General features: G+C 71.6%; 15 protein-coding genes. 4 read left to right on the top strand and 11 right to left on the bottom strand.

What is annotated here, in order from left to right:
* Positions 1-50: 50 nt before the first annotated feature.
* Positions 51-443 carry a hypothetical protein gene (locus ACWD11_RS07000; RefSeq protein ID WP_389416298.1) on the top strand — a complete coding sequence of 131 codons (393 nt, stop codon included), beginning with the start codon at positions 51-53 and terminating at the stop codon, positions 441-443.
* Between the two features lie 20 nt (positions 444-463).
* Here the strand turns inward: ACWD11_RS07000 and ACWD11_RS06995 are convergent, their stop codons facing one another.
* On the bottom strand, positions 464-1135 hold the full coding sequence (locus ACWD11_RS06995) for an O-methyltransferase (RefSeq protein ID WP_389416299.1): 672 nt from the start codon (positions 1133-1135) through the stop codon (positions 464-466).
* A gap of 252 nt (positions 1136-1387) precedes the next feature.
* On the opposite strand from ACWD11_RS06995, the gene ACWD11_RS06990 reads away from it, so the two are divergent.
* The gene (locus tag ACWD11_RS06990; RefSeq protein WP_389416300.1) at positions 1388-3427 is read left to right on the top strand and encodes a bifunctional glycosyltransferase 87/phosphatase PAP2 family protein; all 2040 of its coding nucleotides are present in this window, start codon (positions 1388-1390) and stop codon (positions 3425-3427) included.
* On the opposite strand, the gene ACWD11_RS06985 is transcribed toward ACWD11_RS06990, so the two are convergent.
* Both ACWD11_RS06985 and ACWD11_RS06980 read right to left on the bottom strand, forming a co-directional pair.
* Positions 3390-4991 (bottom strand): hypothetical protein, encoded by a 1602-nt coding sequence (locus ACWD11_RS06985; RefSeq protein WP_451281736.1) that lies wholly within the window; start codon positions 4989-4991, stop codon positions 3390-3392. The two genes, ACWD11_RS06990 and ACWD11_RS06985, sit on opposite strands and share 38 nt — an antisense overlap.
* A gap of 149 nt (positions 4992-5140) precedes the next feature.
* Positions 5141-6376, bottom strand: coding sequence for a cytochrome P450 (locus ACWD11_RS06980; RefSeq protein WP_451281734.1), 1236 nt, complete (start codon positions 6374-6376; stop codon positions 5141-5143).
* Between the two features lie 195 nt (positions 6377-6571).
* On the opposite strand from ACWD11_RS06980, the gene ACWD11_RS06975 reads away from it, so the two are divergent.
* Positions 6572-7741, top strand: coding sequence for a steroid 3-ketoacyl-CoA thiolase (locus ACWD11_RS06975; protein WP_451281732.1), 1170 nt, complete (start codon positions 6572-6574; stop codon positions 7739-7741).
* On the opposite strand, the gene ACWD11_RS06970 is transcribed toward ACWD11_RS06975, so the two are convergent.
* Entirely contained in the window at positions 7725-7910 is a 186-nt protein-coding gene (locus ACWD11_RS06970) for a DUF397 domain-containing protein (RefSeq protein WP_451281730.1), read from the bottom strand. The genes ACWD11_RS06975 and ACWD11_RS06970 overlap by 17 nt on opposite strands.
* The gene (locus tag ACWD11_RS06965; RefSeq protein WP_451281728.1) at positions 7891-8718 is read right to left on the bottom strand and encodes a helix-turn-helix domain-containing protein; all 828 of its coding nucleotides are present in this window, start codon (positions 8716-8718) and stop codon (positions 7891-7893) included. Before ACWD11_RS06965 ends, ACWD11_RS06970 begins: the two co-directional genes overlap by 20 nt.
* Before the next feature lie 74 nt (positions 8719-8792).
* Between ACWD11_RS06965 and ACWD11_RS06960 the strand changes: the two genes are divergently transcribed.
* On the top strand, positions 8793-9179 hold the full coding sequence (locus ACWD11_RS06960; RefSeq protein ID WP_389416306.1) for an ATP-binding protein: 387 nt from the start codon (positions 8793-8795) through the stop codon (positions 9177-9179).
* A 98-nt stretch (positions 9180-9277) separates the two neighbouring features.
* On the opposite strand, the gene ACWD11_RS06955 is transcribed toward ACWD11_RS06960, so the two are convergent.
* From ACWD11_RS06955 to ACWD11_RS06930, 6 genes are all read right to left on the bottom strand, one after another.
* Positions 9278-9691: an aggregation-promoting factor C-terminal-like domain-containing protein gene (locus ACWD11_RS06955; protein ID WP_389416307.1), complete on the bottom strand. Its 414-nt coding sequence runs from the start codon at positions 9689-9691 to the stop codon at positions 9278-9280.
* Positions 9692-10026: 335 nt separating this feature from the next.
* On the bottom strand, positions 10027-10872 hold the full coding sequence (locus tag ACWD11_RS06950) for an ECF transporter S component (protein WP_389416308.1): 846 nt from the start codon (positions 10870-10872) through the stop codon (positions 10027-10029).
* On the bottom strand, positions 10869-12587 hold the full coding sequence (locus tag ACWD11_RS06945; RefSeq protein ID WP_451281725.1) for an ABC transporter ATP-binding protein: 1719 nt from the start codon (positions 12585-12587) through the stop codon (positions 10869-10871). The genes ACWD11_RS06950 and ACWD11_RS06945 overlap by 4 nt, the downstream gene beginning before the upstream one ends.
* Positions 12584-13732 (bottom strand): CbiQ family ECF transporter T component, encoded by a 1149-nt coding sequence (locus tag ACWD11_RS06940; protein WP_389416310.1) that lies wholly within the window; start codon positions 13730-13732, stop codon positions 12584-12586. The genes ACWD11_RS06945 and ACWD11_RS06940 overlap by 4 nt, the downstream gene beginning before the upstream one ends.
* On the bottom strand, positions 13725-14345 hold the full coding sequence (locus ACWD11_RS06935) for an SCO2322 family protein (RefSeq protein ID WP_451281723.1): 621 nt from the start codon (positions 14343-14345) through the stop codon (positions 13725-13727). Before ACWD11_RS06935 ends, ACWD11_RS06940 begins: the two co-directional genes overlap by 8 nt.
* A complete protein-coding gene (locus ACWD11_RS06930; RefSeq protein ID WP_451281721.1) occupies positions 14342-15550 on the bottom strand; it encodes a prenyltransferase/squalene oxidase repeat-containing protein in 1209 nt (402 codons plus the stop codon). Before ACWD11_RS06930 ends, ACWD11_RS06935 begins: the two co-directional genes overlap by 4 nt.
* Positions 15551-15612: the final 62 nt, after the last annotated feature.

Genomic DNA, 15612 nt, shown 5'->3' with positions numbered 1-15612 from the left:
GGGCGATTTATCATGCGGCCGCTGTGTAAGGACACTTCAGGAGGACGCACGTGCTCGAACTCACCATGGCCGCCGTCACCGCGGCGGAGGAGGGTGCCACGGCCGGCATGCTCATGGCCGACGCGCCCAGCGAGCCGGGCGCCGTGCTCCGGGTGGGCCGCGACAAGTCGGTGTGCCGGCTGGCCACGCCCGACGACTGGCTGTTCGTGTCCCGGGTGCACCTGGAGTTCCTGTGCGGGCCGGAGGGGAACTGGCAGGTGACCTGGCTGCGCGGCTCCCAGCCCGACCCGTCCTCCGACGTCCGGATCGCCATCGGCGCCTACGCCCAGGCCCTCGCCTACGGCGGCACCCTGCCGTTGCCCCGGGGCGGCAGCGGCGAGATCGTCGTACGGGACCGCACCGCGCCGCGCAGCGTCAACGTCGGCTTCTACCACGAGGCTTAGCCCACTGGCCGGAAAGTGCCCTACGCCAGCACCCGCGCCAGCAGGAAACCGTCGTAGCCCTTGCTGCCCACCGTCTGGATCGCCGTACCGCTCAATCGCGGGTGGCCGCCGATCAGTTCGACGGCCGCCCGCGTGCCCTGGACGTCCGCCGCCGGGCTGTCCGCCTCCGCGACCCGGCCGCCGCGCACCACGTTGTCGACGATGATCAGGCTGCCCGCGCTGGTGAGCCGCAGCGCCCACTCCACGTAGTGGGCGTTGTTCGCCTTGTCGGCGTCGATGAAGACCAGGTCGAAGGGGGCCGGGTTCTCGTCGGCCAGCTGGGGCAGGGACTCCAGGGCCGCGCCGACGCGGACGTCGACCACCTTCTCCAGGCCCGCCCGGGCGATGTTGCGGCAGGCCACCTCGGCGTGCTTCGGGCTGTACTCCAGGGAGACCAGGCGCCCGTCGGCGGGCAGCGCGCGGGCCAGCCAGATGGTGCTGTAGCCGCCGAGGGTGCCGATCTCCAGGATGGTCCGGGCGCCCTGGGTCAGGGCCAGCAGGTGGAGGAGCTTGCCCTGCGGGGCGGAGACGGCCACCTGCGGGAGCTCCGCGGCCTCGCTGTCGCGCAGGGCGGCCCGCAGCGCTTCGTCGTCGGGCGAGAGGTGGGCGGTGAAGTAGTCGTCCACGGCGTCCCAGAGCTGCGAATCGCTCATGTACCTGTGCCTTCCTATGGCTAGTTAGAGCGGCTAAGTAGCGCCGCTAAGGAATATAGCCGTCTTGTGCCGTTGGCAGGGGACATGTCCGGCTCGGGACTATCGTCATTCGGACAAAAGCAGAGCGGACGTCAGGTGAATCGACGGTTGCCTGCGTCTCTTCCGGGGGTGATACGGGCCCCATAGGGTTCGTGACGGGATCTCACATGCCACGCGACGCGTGGGACTGACGGGGCGGGAGGCCGACGAGGCGTGGCGAATGCGGAGCACAGCGGGCCACCGGCGGAAGGATTCGGAGCGACGGCCGCCGGCACGGCCCGGGCACGCCTGCGCGCGGCCCGTATCGGCCTGTGGCTGGTCGCCGCCGTCCTCGCGGTACGGCAGGTGGCCGTCGTCCTCAGCACGCCCCGCGGGGAGCGGCTGACGGATCTGGAGACCTGGGTCGGTCCGGACGGCGTCCTGCATGTGAACGGCTCCCTGTACGACTCGACGCGGTTCACCGGCACCCCTTTCGGGGGACTTGTGCTGAAGCCGCTGACCAAGTCCGCCGAGCAGACGCTCGGCTGGGGCTGGACCTTCGGCACCCTGCTCCTGGTGGTCGCCCTCGGCCTGCTGGCGGCACGCGCCCTGCCGCAGCCCGTCAGCCGCCGGACCTCCCTGCTCGCCGCGCCCCTCGCGGTCAGCCTGCTGATGCTGTCGCTGCCGGTGCGCAACAGCTTCTGGCTCGGCCAGACCAGCATCATCCCGGTGCTGCTGGTGCTGGCGGGCTGCTTCGCCGTACGGGGGCAACGGGCCGGCGGCGTGCTGATCGGCGTGGCCGGCGCGCTGCAGCCGACGCTGCTGCTGTTCGCGCCCCTGCTGTGGTTCACCGGCCGCCGACGGGCCGCCGCCGCCACCGGCGCGACCTTCGCCGCGGCGACCCTGCTCGCCTGGGCCGCGATGCCGCACGACTCGTACACCTACTGGGTGCACCACATGGCCGGCACCGGACTCGGCGGACGCGCCGACGACCTGGCCAACCAGTCGCTGCACGGCGCCCTGTTGCGGCTGGGCCTGGACGGGCCGCTGGAGATCGCGCTGTTCCTGGTGCTCGCCGCGACCGTCGCCGCCCTCGGGGTGCGCCGGGCCGTGCGCTACGCCCGGGACGGACAGTTGCTGCTTGCCGTCGCCATCACCGGCTGCGCGGCCATCGTCGCCTCGCCCACCGCCTGGCAGCACCAACTGCTGTGGGTGCTCCTCGCGGTCGTCGGCCGGGTCGGCAAGAAGGCCTCCGACCGGTATGTGTGGCCGGTCGCCGTCGTGCTGGTGATGACCCTCCCGGCGAAGATGATGCTGCCGAACATGGCGGCCCTGTACCCCCTGCGGGACAACGTCGTCCTGCTGGCCGCGCTCGCCGCCGCCACCTTCGTGCCGTTCCTGTCCCGCACCTCGCCCTACTACCAGGCACCGCTGCCCACGCCGTACGCCGATCCCGTCCCCACCCGCTTCAAACACGTGCCGCTGCTGCCGTTCCTGCGCCGGGTGCTGGCCCGTCCGAACCTGCTGCTGGAACTGCTGCTGATCCGGGTCACCTACGCCGCCTACTCCAAGGTCCGCCTCGCCGCGACCGGGGGCAGCAACTCCGCGGGCCGGGAGCGGGCCGAGGAACACGGGCAGCAGATCCTCGACCTCGAACGCTTCCTGCACCTCGACATCGAGCACACGCTCAACCACGCCGTGGTCAAGGTCGACGTGCTGCGCAACTTCTTCGACTTCTACTACACGTCGTTCCACTTCGTGGTCCCGCTGACCGTCCTCGGCCTGCTGTACTGGCGCCGCCCGGTCGACTACCGCTGGGCACGCTCCGCCCTCGGCTTCGCCACCCTGCTCGCCCTGGTCGGCTTCTGGCTCTACCCGCTGGCCCCGCCGCGGCTGATGCCGGGCCTGGGGATCATCGACACCGTGCACGGCGTGCAGGACTTCTCCAAGCCGGACTACGGCACGCTCACCGCGCTCACCAACCAGTACGCGGCGATGCCGTCGCTGCACTTCGGCTGGTCGCTGTGGTGCGGTCTGGTCATCGCGATCGTCGCGCCGAAGGCGTGGATGAAGACCCTCGGGCTCCTGCATCCCCTCTTCACGCTCACCGCGATCGTCGTCACCGGCAACCACTGGGTGCTGGACGCGGTGGGCGGCGCCGCGGTGGTCGGCGCCGGGTTCGGCCTGACGTATCTGCTCCAGGGCCCGCGCGCCCGGCCGGTGACGGCGCAGGAGGTCAGCAGCGAGCCGCTGAAGGACCGTACTCCGAGCTGATCCGGTACGCGCCGGGCGAGTTCACCGTCAGCCGGGTGAACTCGCCCTGCCGGGACAGGCATCCGCCCTCCGCGCGCAGCCAGCGCGAGTACGCCACCCGCACGGTCACCGAACCGGCGCGCGGCAGCCGGACGACGAGGTCGGCGCCGGAGGACCGCACGACGGTCGCGGGCGCCGACACCAGGGGTACGGCGTCCCGCACCCGGTAGATCCGCCAGTGCGCGTCCCGCCATACCGGCTCCAGCCAGTCGGGCCGCCGCTCCCTGATGAGCCGCGCCTCGGCCTCGGCGTACCCGTCGGGCTTGCCGAGCGGCAGGACCACCAGACCGACCGCCCACCGGTTGAGCCAGGCACGGTAGTTGGCGGCGTCGAAGGTGCCGTCGTAGAACAGGCGGGCCCGTTCCATGTCGAGCTGGCGGTTCCAGCCGCGGGCCATGGTGATGTGCGGGGCGAGTTCGACGGCCTCGCGGTGGTTGCGGGCCGGGACGACCTCGACCCGGGTGCGGTCGGCGCCGAGGACCTCCAGGGCCCGGACGACTCCGCCGGTCTCCTGGGCCCAGGCGGGCACCGTCGTGGAGACCACCAGGTCGTCGGCGGTCTTCTTGCCGACCCAGGCGACCGAGAAGACCAGCGCCGCCACCAGCAGATTCCGCCGCACCCTGGCCAGGCCGGGCGCGCCGAGCAGGGCGGCCGAGAGCACGGCGGGCGCGAACAGCTCCGCGAACCGCTCGACGTTCGTGCCGACGGGGGAGGGGATCAGATACGTCAGGACGGTCCCGGCCGCGTAGACCGCGCCGCTCCACCGGGCGACCCGCCAGGCACGCGGCGCCAGCGCGGTGACCGCGAGACCGAGGACGACCGGTGGCCAGACCCGCGCCGGGGGCATCAACTGCTCGCCGCTGAAGGGGAACAGCAGGGTCGTCACGCCGACGACCGCGGCGGGCGGCACCAGCAGGGCGAGCGCCCGCCCCCAGTCCCGTACGAGCAGCATCGCCGCGCCCACGACCACCAGGAACAGGCCCGCCACCGGGCTCGCCATGGTCGCGAGGACCGCGTACGCCACCGCCAGGGTGATGCGGCGCTCCCGGGTGAGCAGGAGGCAGGCGGCGAGGCCGAACGCGACGCCGAGGGCGAAGGTGGTGCGGCCCGAGGCCACGTTGCACCACAGGGCGAGCGAGGCGAGCAGCGCCGGGCCGAGGGGGCGTCGGACGCCGGTGCGGGTGATGAGGACGGCCGCCAGCCAGGACGCGGCGAGCCCGGAGACGACGGTGACCGTGCGCACGCCGAGGGCCGCCATCAAGTACGGCGAGAGCAGGCTGTAGTTGGCGGTGTGCATCCCGCCGTACCAGACCAGGCTGTAGGCCGAACCGCCGTGTCGGGAGGCGAAGTCCGCCCAGGCCAGCTGGGCCGCGAGGTCGCCGCCGCCGGTGGCGAGGAGGGACCACCACAGGGCGTAGAGGGGCAGTAGCGGGAGGGTGGCGAGCAGGGGGATTCGGAAGGGGTGCTTCCGCAGGGGGGCCGTGCGCGTGCCGGGGCGGGTGGCGAGCTCTGCCGGCGGGTGCATCACGATCGAAGACGCCGTGGGGAGCGGTTTCGTTCATCAGTGCGTCACGGCGGAGTTCATCTGCCGGTTGCGGGGGGACTTCGTCGTGCCGGTCGCGGGGGAGGCAGGGGCGAGGCGGGGGATGGGTGCTCCTGCCTCCCCCGGGTCTGTCAGGCCAGGCTGACCCGGAGGTGCTTCACGCCGTTGATCCAGGCCGAGCGCAGCCGGTCCGGGTCGCCCGCCAGGCGCAGGCCGGGCATCGCGTCGGCGACGGCGTTGAAGATGAGGTCGATCTCCAGGACCGCAAGGGACTTGCCCAGGCAGAAGTGCGGGCCCCCGCCGCCGAAGCCGAGGTGCGGGTTCGGGTCGCGGGTGATGTCGAAGGCGTCCGGGTTCTCGAAGACCTCGGGGTCGCGGTTGGCGGCGGCGTAGAAGAGGCCCACCCGGTCGCCCTTCCTGATCAGCTTGCCGCCCAGTTCGGTGTCCTGGGTGGCGGTGCGCTGGAAGGAGTTGACCGGGGTCGCCCAGCGGACGATCTCCTCGGCCGCCGTCCCGGGCCGCTCCCGCCGGTACAGCTCCCACTGCTCGGGGTGGGTGAGGAAGGCGTGCATGCCGTGGGTGATGGCGTTGCGGGTGGTCTCGTTGCCCGCCACGGCCAGCATCAGCACGAAGAAGCCGAACTCGTCCGAGCCCAGGCTGCCTTCGTCCGTCGCCGTCACCATCGTGGTCACGATGTCTTTCGCCGGGCACTGCTTGCGGTCGGCGGCCATGTTCATCGCGTAGGCGATCAGCTCGGTGGCCGACTCCTGGCCGACCGCTTCGGTGATCGCGTACTCCGGATCGTCGTACGAGATCATCTTGTTGGACCAGTCGAAGATCTTGGCCCGGTCGTCCTGCGGGATGCCGATCAGCTCGGCGATGGCCTGCAAGGGCAGTTCGCAGGCGACTTCGGTGACGAAGTCGAACGGGCCGGTGTGCGCGCGGGCCTTCTCGGCTATCGCGTGCGCCCGGTCGCGCAGGCGCTGCTCCAGCGCCCGTATCGCGCGCGGGGTGAACACCCGCTGCACGATGCCCCGGACCCGGGTGTGCTCGGGCGGGTCCATGTTCAGCAGGATCAGCCGCTGGGCGTCGATCGCGTCGCGCTCGATGTGCTCGTTGAACCGGATGATCGCGGTGTTGACCCAGGAGGAGAAGAGTTCCGGGTGCGTGGAGACGTACTTGACGTCCGCATGCCGTGTGACGGCCCAGTACCCCTCGTCCTGGAAGCCGGCGAGATTGCCCGGCTGCGGGATCCAGCGCACCGGCTCGGCCCGGCGCAGCTCGGCGTACTCCGGGAAGGGGACGCGGTGTCGGAGGAGGTCGGGGTCGGTGAAGTCGAACCCGTCGGGAAGCGCTGGACAGGGCATGGCGGCTCCAGCCATTGGCCGACTGAGGACAGCTGTCTGACGGACCATCAGTTGTCGCGCAACGTAACGGCGGGCCCCGAAGACTGCAAGACCCTTGCGGTGATGCGCGTCACGTCAGCAGACTGCACACAGAACTAGAACACGTACTAATTGTGGATCTGGTTGTGCTGGTTCCGGATGAGAGGACCACCCCCCATGGCCGCCGAACCCGTGATCGTCGAAGCCGTCCGCACCCCCATCGGCAAGCGCGGCGGCGCGCTCGCCAATCTGCACCCCGCCTATCTGCTGGGCGAGACCTACCGCGAACTCCTCGGCCGCACCGGCATTCCCGCCGACTGCGTCGAGCAGATCGTCGGCGGTACGGTCACCCACGCCGGCGAGCAGTCCATGAACCCCGCGCGCACGGCCTGGCTCACCATGGGCCTGCCCTACGAGACCGCCGCGACCACCGTGGACTGCCAGTGCGGTTCCTCCCAGCAGGCGTCGCACATGACCGCGAACATGATCGCGGCCGGGGTCATCGACGTCGGTATCTCCTGCGGCGTGGAGGCGATGTCCCGGGTGCCGCTGGGGTCGGGGTCCAAGCACGGGCCCGGCAAACCGTTCCCGGACGAGTGGAACGTGGACCTCCCCAACCAATTCGAGGCGGCGGAACGGATCGCGCGGCATCGGGGGCTGACGCGCGAGAACGTCGACTCGCTGGGGCTGATCTCGCAGGAGCGGGCCGGTGTCGCCTGGGCCGAGGAGCGGTTCAAGCGGGAGACGTTCGCGGTCCAGGTGCCGACCACCGAGGACGAGCAGCGGGCCGGGCAGGGCATGTGGCGGCTCGTGGACCGGGACGAAGGGCTGCGCGACACGTCCATGGAGGCGCTGGCCCGGTTGAAGCCGGTCATGCCCACCGCGGTGCACACGGCGGGCAACTCGTCCCAGATCAGCGACGGCGCGGCGGCGGTCATGTGGGCGTCCAAGCGGATGGCGCGGGCGCTGAAGCTGCGGCCGAGGGCGCGGATCGTGGCGCAGGCGCTGGTCGGCTCCGACCCGCACTTCCATCTGGACGGACCGATCGACGCGACGAACGCGGTGCTGGGCAAGGCGGGGATGTCCCTGCGGGACATCGACCTCGTCGAAATCAACGAGGCCTTCGCGTCGGTGGTGTTGAGCTGGGCTCAGGTCTTCGAGCAGAGCCTGGAGAAGGTCAACGTGAACGGCGGTGGCATCGCGCTCGGGCATCCGGTGGGGGCCACGGGGGCGCGGCTGATCACCACGGCACTTCATGAACTGGAGCGCACAGATAAGGAGTTCGCGCTGGTCACGATGTGCGCGGGGGGTGGCTTGGCCACCGGCACGATCATTCAGCGGCTGTAGCCGACGTCCAGTTCACGAAGGTGGTGAAGGTGGCGGGGTCGATGGTGAGGATCGGTCCCGTCGGGGTCTTGGAGTCGCGGATGGCGACGGAGTCGGTGGCTTCGGCGATCTCGACGCAGTTGCCGCCTTGGTCGCCGCTGTAGCTGGACTTACGCCAGTTGCTCTCCATAGCGGTCCTCCATCACGCGCTGGATCAGCTCCGCCGAATCCCTCAGGGAGAGCGCGGCGGCTTGCAGGTGATCGTAACGGAGCGAGCAGTCCTTGACGGTGTCCGGGTTGGCGGTTGGATGTCCGCTGCCGTAACCCTCGGTGTAGACGATGGTCGGATCGCCTGCGAAGCGGTAGATGTCGAACGAGCCTTGTAGTCCCGCGTGCGCCCCTTCCGTGAACGGCAGCACCTGGATATTGACTCGGGGGTTGTGCTCGAACGACAACAGGTGGGCCAGCTGGTCCCGCATGGTCCTGGGGCCGCCCATTTCCTGATGCAGTGCGCCCTCGCTGAGGATCGCCCAGAACACCGGCGGCTCCTCCTTCTCGAAGATGTTCTGCCGCGCGAGTCGTACGGTTACGCGGTCGTCGAGATTGGTCGGGTCCAGCACGCCGAGCACTGCACGGGCGTAGTCCTTCGTCTGGAGGAGGCCATGCACCATGTGCGTCTCGAAGGAACAGATCTCGATGGCCCTCGCTTGCAGCTCCGCGACCTGCTGAAACCACGCCGGAAGTTGACTGCGCATCACCAGCGCGACGAGGCGGGACAGTAACCCGCCCGTGTTCAGGGCCGCGTCGGCGCGTTGGCTGAACTCCAGCGTCGGGAGTTTCCGGGCCGTCTCGATCTGACCGACAAGTGACCCGGTGTAGTTGAGGATCTCGCCCAACTGGCGCTGGGTGAGACCGGCGGCCTCGCGGTACCGGCGTAGCTCGAAGCCGTAGTAGTCGAGAGGCGAGGCGCCCGGATCCAGAACGTTGACGTGCGTCACGAAGTGCCCCCACTCCAGAGCATGTTGTGTTCGACCTGTAGCCCAGAGTAGTTCCGCGAGGTCAGGCTCGTACCGTGAACGAACACATTCCCCCTGGGTACTCCATGCACCTCACGGTCGGTGAGCACTCGGCGCGGCACATTCGCCGGATCGTCCGCTCGCTGCTGGCCGACTGGGAGATGCCGGAGCTGTACGACGCCGTCGCGCTGGGAGTGACCGAGCTGGTCGCCAATGTCGTACGCCATGTCCCGGACCGGAGATGCCGGTTGCTGGTGCTGCGGCGGGAGGCGGGGGTGCGGGTGGAGGTGGCGGACGGGTGTCCCGAAGTCCCGTGCATGGAGAGTCGGTTGCCGCTGGACTCGGAGGGCGGGCGGGGGCTGGTGCTGCTCAGTGAGGTGGCGGAGAAGTGGGGGGTCGACCGGCGGGACGGGGGTGGGAAGACGGTGTGGTTCGAGGCCTGACCCCGCATCCGCCTGGCGGAATCAAGCTCCGCCGCACGAACGAAACCGCACCCGTGCGGACACGGGTGCGGTTTCTTTGCGTCGGGGGGCGGCTCGGCTTAGTACCAGCCGTTGGCCTGCCAGAAGTTCCAGGCGCCGCAGGCGCTGCCGTAGCGGTCCTTCATGTAGTCGACGCCCCACTCGATCTGGGTGGCGGGGTTGGTCTTCCAGTCGGAGCCGGCGGAGGCCATCTTCGAGGCGGGCAGGGCCTGGACGAGGCCGTACGCGCCGGACGAGGCGTTGGTGGCGTTCGCGTCCCAGCCGCTCTCGTGCTCGACGATGTTGGAGAAGCACTGGTACTGGGCCGAGTTGCCGATCATCTTCTTCGCGGTCGCCTGGGCCGACGCCTCGGAGACGGCGGCCTGCGCGGGCGCCGCGGTGAAGATCGCACCGGCGGCGGCAGCGGCCACGGCGGTACCGGCGAGGGCCTTCTTCGGGGTGGCGATGGTGCGGAGGAAAGAAGCGGCGGACAAGGCGGTGACCTTTCGTCGGGGACGGTGTGGCCGCGGCATGCCGTGACCACGCGGTGCGTGGGGGACATGCGTCGGCGCCGAGGCCCGTGGGGCTCGTCGGCGCCGTGCGACGTCATTCAGATAAGCAGGCCGGTAGGGGGGTCCGCAATGCCCCTATTTGCTAGTTGTGGCCGTATGTGGGGTACATGCTTCTCGTGTGACGTGGCTCTCAAAGGGCAGGTCAGGGGCCCTTTTGGTGTGGACACGGCTTCCGAAATGCCCACTAAGTCGGGTCGTAGGTGATGTGGGTCATGTGGGGTGGTTCACCGTGGTGCTGACCGTGTGCGTACGAGGGCTTACGCGCCGGGTTTGTCGAATGTGACCGGCGCCTCGAAAGCCGCCCTGCGCGTCGCCCGGCGCAGCGCCTTGAGGATCGCCGGGCCGAGGGTCAGGGTCAGCACGACCGTCACCAGGGCCCGGCCCAGGTCCCAGCCGAGGGAGGTGGCCAGGCAGTACACGACGAACCGGGCCAGGTTGGCGGGGACGCCCGCGTCGGGGTCGAAGGCGATGTTCGAGGCCTGTTCCTTCAGGAACGGCCAGCCCGCGAGGTTCGTCATCGCGCCGTAGGCGAAGGCGGCGACGAAGCCGTACGCGGCGATCAGCAGCAGCTCCGCCCGCCCGCGGATCCGGTCAGGGCCCGGGAGCAGCCCCGCGCCCATGGTGAACCAGCCCATCGCCAGCATCTGGAACGGCATCCACGGTCCCACCCCGCCCGTGAGCAGCGCGGACGCGAACATGCTCAGCGCGCCGAGAACGAACCCGAAGCCGGGGCCGAGGACCCGCCCGCTGAGCAGCATCAGGAAGAACATGGGCTCCAGGCCGGCCGTCCCCGCGCCGATCGGGCGCAGTGCCGCTCCGGTGGCCGCGAGTACGCCCAGCATGGCGACCGCCTTCGGGCCCAGGCCGGACTCGGAGATCGTCGCCGCGACGACCGCGACCAGGAGGATCAGCAGTCCCGCGAACAGCCACGGGGCGTCCTCGGAGTGGGCGCTGGTCCGGGAGCCGGGCGGGGCGAAGAGGGGCCAGCCGATGGCGGCCAGGCCGACCGCGCTGACCAGGGTGAGGGCGGCGATCGAGCGGGGGCCGAGGCGGATGGGGCGGGCCTGGGGGGTGGGGGGCTGCGGGGTGCGGTTCGGGGTCATGAGAGGGCCCGCTCGACCTGGGCGACCGTGAGCCACTGCTGCGGGGCGAGGATCTTGGTGACCTGCGGGGCGAAGGAGGGGGACGACACCACCACCTCAGCCGTGGGGCCGTCGGCGATCACCTCTCCCTCCGCCAGCAGCAGCACGCGGTGGGCCAGCTCGGCGGCCAGCTCCACGTCGTGCGTGGCCAGGACGATCGCGTGGCCCTCGGCCGCGAGCCCGCGCAGGACCCCGACCAGGCGGGCCTTCGCCGCGTAGTCCAAACCCCGGGTCGGTTCGTCGAGCAGGAGCAGGGGCGGGCGGGCGGTCAGTACGACGGCGAGCGCGAGCGCCAGGCGCTGGCCCTCGGAGAGGTCCCGGGGGTGGGTGTCGTCGCTCACGCCGGGCAGCAGCTCGGTGACCAGGGCGCGGCAGGTGCCGGGGGTGGCGTCCGCGTCGGCGTCGGCCGCGGCGCATTCGGCGGCGACCGTGTCGGCGTAGAGGAGGTCGAGGGGTTCCTGCGGGACGAGGCCCACGTGGCGGATCAGGTCGGGGGGTGCAGTGCGGTGGGGGGTGACTCCGCCGACGCGGACCTCGCCGGAGGAGGGTTCCACCAGGCCGACGAGGGTGTTGAGCAGGGTGGACTTTCCGGCGCCGTTGCGGCCCATGAGGGCGATGGTCTCGCCGGGGGTGACGGTGAGGTCGACCTTGCGGAGGCTGCGGATGCGGGCCGCGCCGCGGGTGACGGTCAGGGCCCGTACTTCGGCTGTGAGAGGGGACGGCGGGGTGCTGGGGGTGCGGCGGAACCAGCGGCGGGTGGGGGCGCCCAGTGGGGTGGGGGTTGTGGTTTGGGGGCGGCTGCGGGTGGGGTGTGGCTGGTCGCGCAGTTCCCCGCGCCCCTTTGGGGAGTTGGTGTCCCGTTCCTTCAGCTGGTGCCGTAGGTCTGCTGCCCTTCTGCGGGCGTCCCTGACCGTCAGGGGCAAGGGGGTCCAGCCCGCCAGGCGGCCCAGGGCCACGACCGGTGGGGTGACCGGGGAGATCGCCATGACCTCCGCCGGGGGGCCGAGGACGGGGGCCGCTCCCGGGGACGGGAGCAGGACGACGTTGTCGGCGTACTGGATGACCCGTTCCAGGCGGTGCTCGGCCATCAGGACCGTCGTGCCCAGGTCGTGGACCAGGCGCTGGAGGACCGCCAGGACCTCCTCCGCCGCCGCCGGGTCCAGGGCGGAGGTCGGTTCGTCGAGGACCAGGACCTGGGGGTGGGGGGTGAGGACCGAGCCGATCGCCACGCGCTGCTGCTGGCCGCCGGAGAGGGTCGCGATCGGACGGTCGCGCAGATCGGCCAGGCCCAGCAGGTCCAGGGTCTCCTCGACCCGGCGGCGCATGACGTCCGGGGCCAGACCCAACGACTCCATGCTGTAAGCCAGTTCGTCCTCCACCGTGTCCGTCACGAAGTGGGCGCGGGGGTCCTGGCCCACCGTGCCGACCACGTCGGCGAGTTCGCGCGGCTTGTGGGTGCGGGTGTCGCGGCCGGCGACGGTCACCCGGCCGCGCAGGGTGCCGCCGGTGAAGTGCGGGACCAGGCCGCTCACGGCGCCCAGGACCGTGGACTTGCCCACGCCCGACGGGCCCACGAGCAGGACGAGTTCGCCTTCCGGTACCTCGAAGTCGATGTGCCGCACCGTGGGTTCGCGCTGTCCGTCGTACGTCACGGAGACGTTCTCGAAGCGGATCACGACGGCTCCTTCGGGGTGGGGGCGAGGACGGCGGGGAGCAGGCCGAGGAGGATCGCCGCGGCGGGCCAGAGGGGCAGGGTGGGGGCGGTCAGGGGGATCACGCCGGGCTCCAGCGCCGCGGGGTCCCGGGCCTCGGCCAGGAACATGAGCGCGGCGACCGCCGTCCCGGACGCCGTCACCAGCCAGGCCCGCGCGCCCCAGGGGTCGGGGCGGTAGCGGGTGCGGGTGACTCGGCGGCCGCCCAGGCGCAGGCCGACGAGGGCGGTGGTGAGCCCGGCGAGGAGGACGGGGAGGCCGTAGGTGCCGCCCTCCGGCGTCAGGACGCCGTAGGTCCCGGCGCAGACGCCGAGCAGGCCGCCGAGGGTGAGGGCGGTGGTGGTACGGCGTACGGCGGGCGGGACGTCGGCGGTACGGCCGTAGCCGCGGGCGTCCATCGCGGCGGCGAGGGCGACCGAGCGTTCCAGGGCGCCCTCCAGGACGGGCAGGCCCACTTGGAGCAGGCCCCTGATCCCCTTGTCCTGGCGGCCTCTCAGGCGGCGGGCGGCCCGTAGGCGCTGGACGTCCGCGATGAGGTTCGGGGCGAAGGTGAGCGCCACGACCACCGCGACGCCCATCTCGTACAGGGCGCCCGGGAGGCATTTGAGGAGACGGGTGGGGTTGGCGAGGGCGTTCGCCGCGCCCACGCAGATGAGGAGGGTGGCCAGCCGCAGGGCGTCGTAGAGGGCGAAGACGATGCCCTCCGCGTGGACCCGGCCGCCCAGGCGGATGCCCTGCGCCCAGTCGGGGAGGGGGATCTCGGGGAGGGTGACCAGGGTGTGGGTGCCGGGGATGGGGGAGCCGAGGACGACGGCGAAGGCGAGGCGGATGAGGATGACGGCGAGGGCGAGCTTGACGAAGGCGTTGTAGGAGCGGGACCAGGGGGTGTTCTGGCGGCAGGTCACGACGACGTAGGCGGACGTGGCTATGAGGAGGGTGAGGAGGAGGGGGTTGGTGGTACGGGTCGCGGCGGTGCCGAGGGCTAGGGACCAGAGCCACCAGGCACCGGGGTGGAGGGGGACGCGGGGCGTGGGCCTGGGCGGGGTGGGTTCGCCCACCGGCGCATGCTGGGTGCCGCTGCGCCCCGAACGGCTGGGCGCCTTACCCATGCCCGCGTCGGCGTGCCTGCCAGATTGCCGCCGCTCCCAGGGTCGCCACGCCCGCTACGCCCGCCCACAGGCCCACGGACGGGCCGTCCGTCTGCTCCGTGCTCTCGGGCGCCGACTTCGCCACCTTCTCGCCGCAGCCCGCGGTCGGGTAGCCCGCGATGGCGCACAGCAGGGCGTTGGAGTCGTAGCGGAGCGGCTTGGCGACCGAGGCCAGCGCATCCGCCGTGGTGGCGTCCTCGCCGACCCGCGCGCAGGCCGTGCGGAGCTTCGGCGGGGTATCTCCCGAGGGGGACTCCGTCTTGGTGCCGAAGTCGATCACCAGGGCCACCCGCTTCTCGCCGTCCCGGGCCGGTGTCCGCGCGCAGATCGCCCCGAAGGACGCCGTGCCGCGCGGGGTCGCCGCGTCCGACGAGTCCTCGCTCAGGGTGAAGCGGAACCCCTGGACGTCGCCGTCCGAGGGGACCGTCGTGGACGGGCCCAGGGTGGCGTACGTCCAGGACGAACCGTCGCGGTCCCAGAAGGACCAGTAGCGGTACCCGGCGGCCTGCGCCGAGGGGGCCGCGGCCCACAGGGCGAGCACGGCCAGCAGCAGTGCGCAGGCCCGGCGTGTCACAGCTGCTGCCCCTTGTTGCGGCCGGTGAACAGGAAGCCGACGCCGATGCCCGCGACCAGGCCCACGCCGATGATCCACCAGACGCTGACGCCGTCCTCGTCGTCCTCCGCCTTCTCGGCGGCCTTCGCGGTGGCCTGCGTCCTCGGCTCGGGGCCGGTGGCGTTGAGCTGCTTCACCAGGTCCGTGCCGCCGAAGGCACGCGGGTCCGCCCCGGCCGCCTCGGCCGCGAGGATCAGCTGAGCGTAGGCGGCGGGGCCGTTCTGCTTCGCCCAGTCCGCGGAGTTCTTCTCCAGCCAGGTCAGCGGCTTCTCCGCCGCCTTCGGGCCGGCCGTCACGGCGAGCGCGACGACCGCGTCGGCCGTGTTGCCGTAGTCGGGCTGGTCCTCGGCACCGGCGAGGGCGGACATCAGGTGGCTGTCCTTCTTCATCGCCTCGGCGAGGTAGGAGGCGCCGTTGGCGGCGACCCGGTCGGGCTCGGTGGTGTCGGCGCAGCGCAGGTCGGTGTCGTCGGCCGCCTTCGCCGACTCCATGCTCATGCCCTTCAGGCCGAGCACGGCCGCCGCGGTCGCGTCCGCGTTGGCGGTGAGCTTGCCCTTCTTGTCGGGCTGGTAGGCGAACGCGCCGCCGTCCTCGCAGGGCAGCGCCAGCTCGCGCAGGGCGTCGTAGGGGGACTTGCCGCCCTTGACCGTGGTGTCGGGTTCCTGGCCCACGGCGTTGAGGGCGCCGATGACGACGGACGTGGAGTTGGCGTCGCTCGGGCCGCCGGGGGTGTAGCCCCAGCCGCCGTCCTTGTTCTGCACGCTCTTGAGCCAGGTGACCGCCTTGAGGGCGACGTCCATGTGGTCGCCGTCACCGGCCAGGGCAAGGGCCTGGGCCGCGGCGGCCGTGCTGTTGGTGTCGACCATGACCTTGGCGTCGCAGGCCTTGGCGGGCTCGGCGCGGAAGGGGGCGAAGGCGCCGTTCGCGCACTGCTGGCCGAGCAGCCAGTCGACGGCCTTGGCGGCGGACCGCACATCCGACTTGTGCTGGGCGATCAGGGCCAGCGACTGGCGCCAGACGCCGTCGTACGTCGGATCGGCGGTGCCGTACAGACCGGAGGGGATCGCCACGGACGGCGACGGTGACGGGGACGCGGCCATGACGGGCGTGGCCGTGCCGATCACGGCGGTGGCGGCCAGGACCGCGGCGCTGCGGCGGACGTTCATGATCGGCGGGTGCCTCTCCCTGGGGGGAGCCGGGCAGCACGGGACGACCCCGGGCGGCTCGG

This window comes from Streptomyces sp. NPDC002776 (genome assembly GCF_053592195.1).
This window is presented reverse-complemented; position numbering and strand designations above follow the sequence as displayed.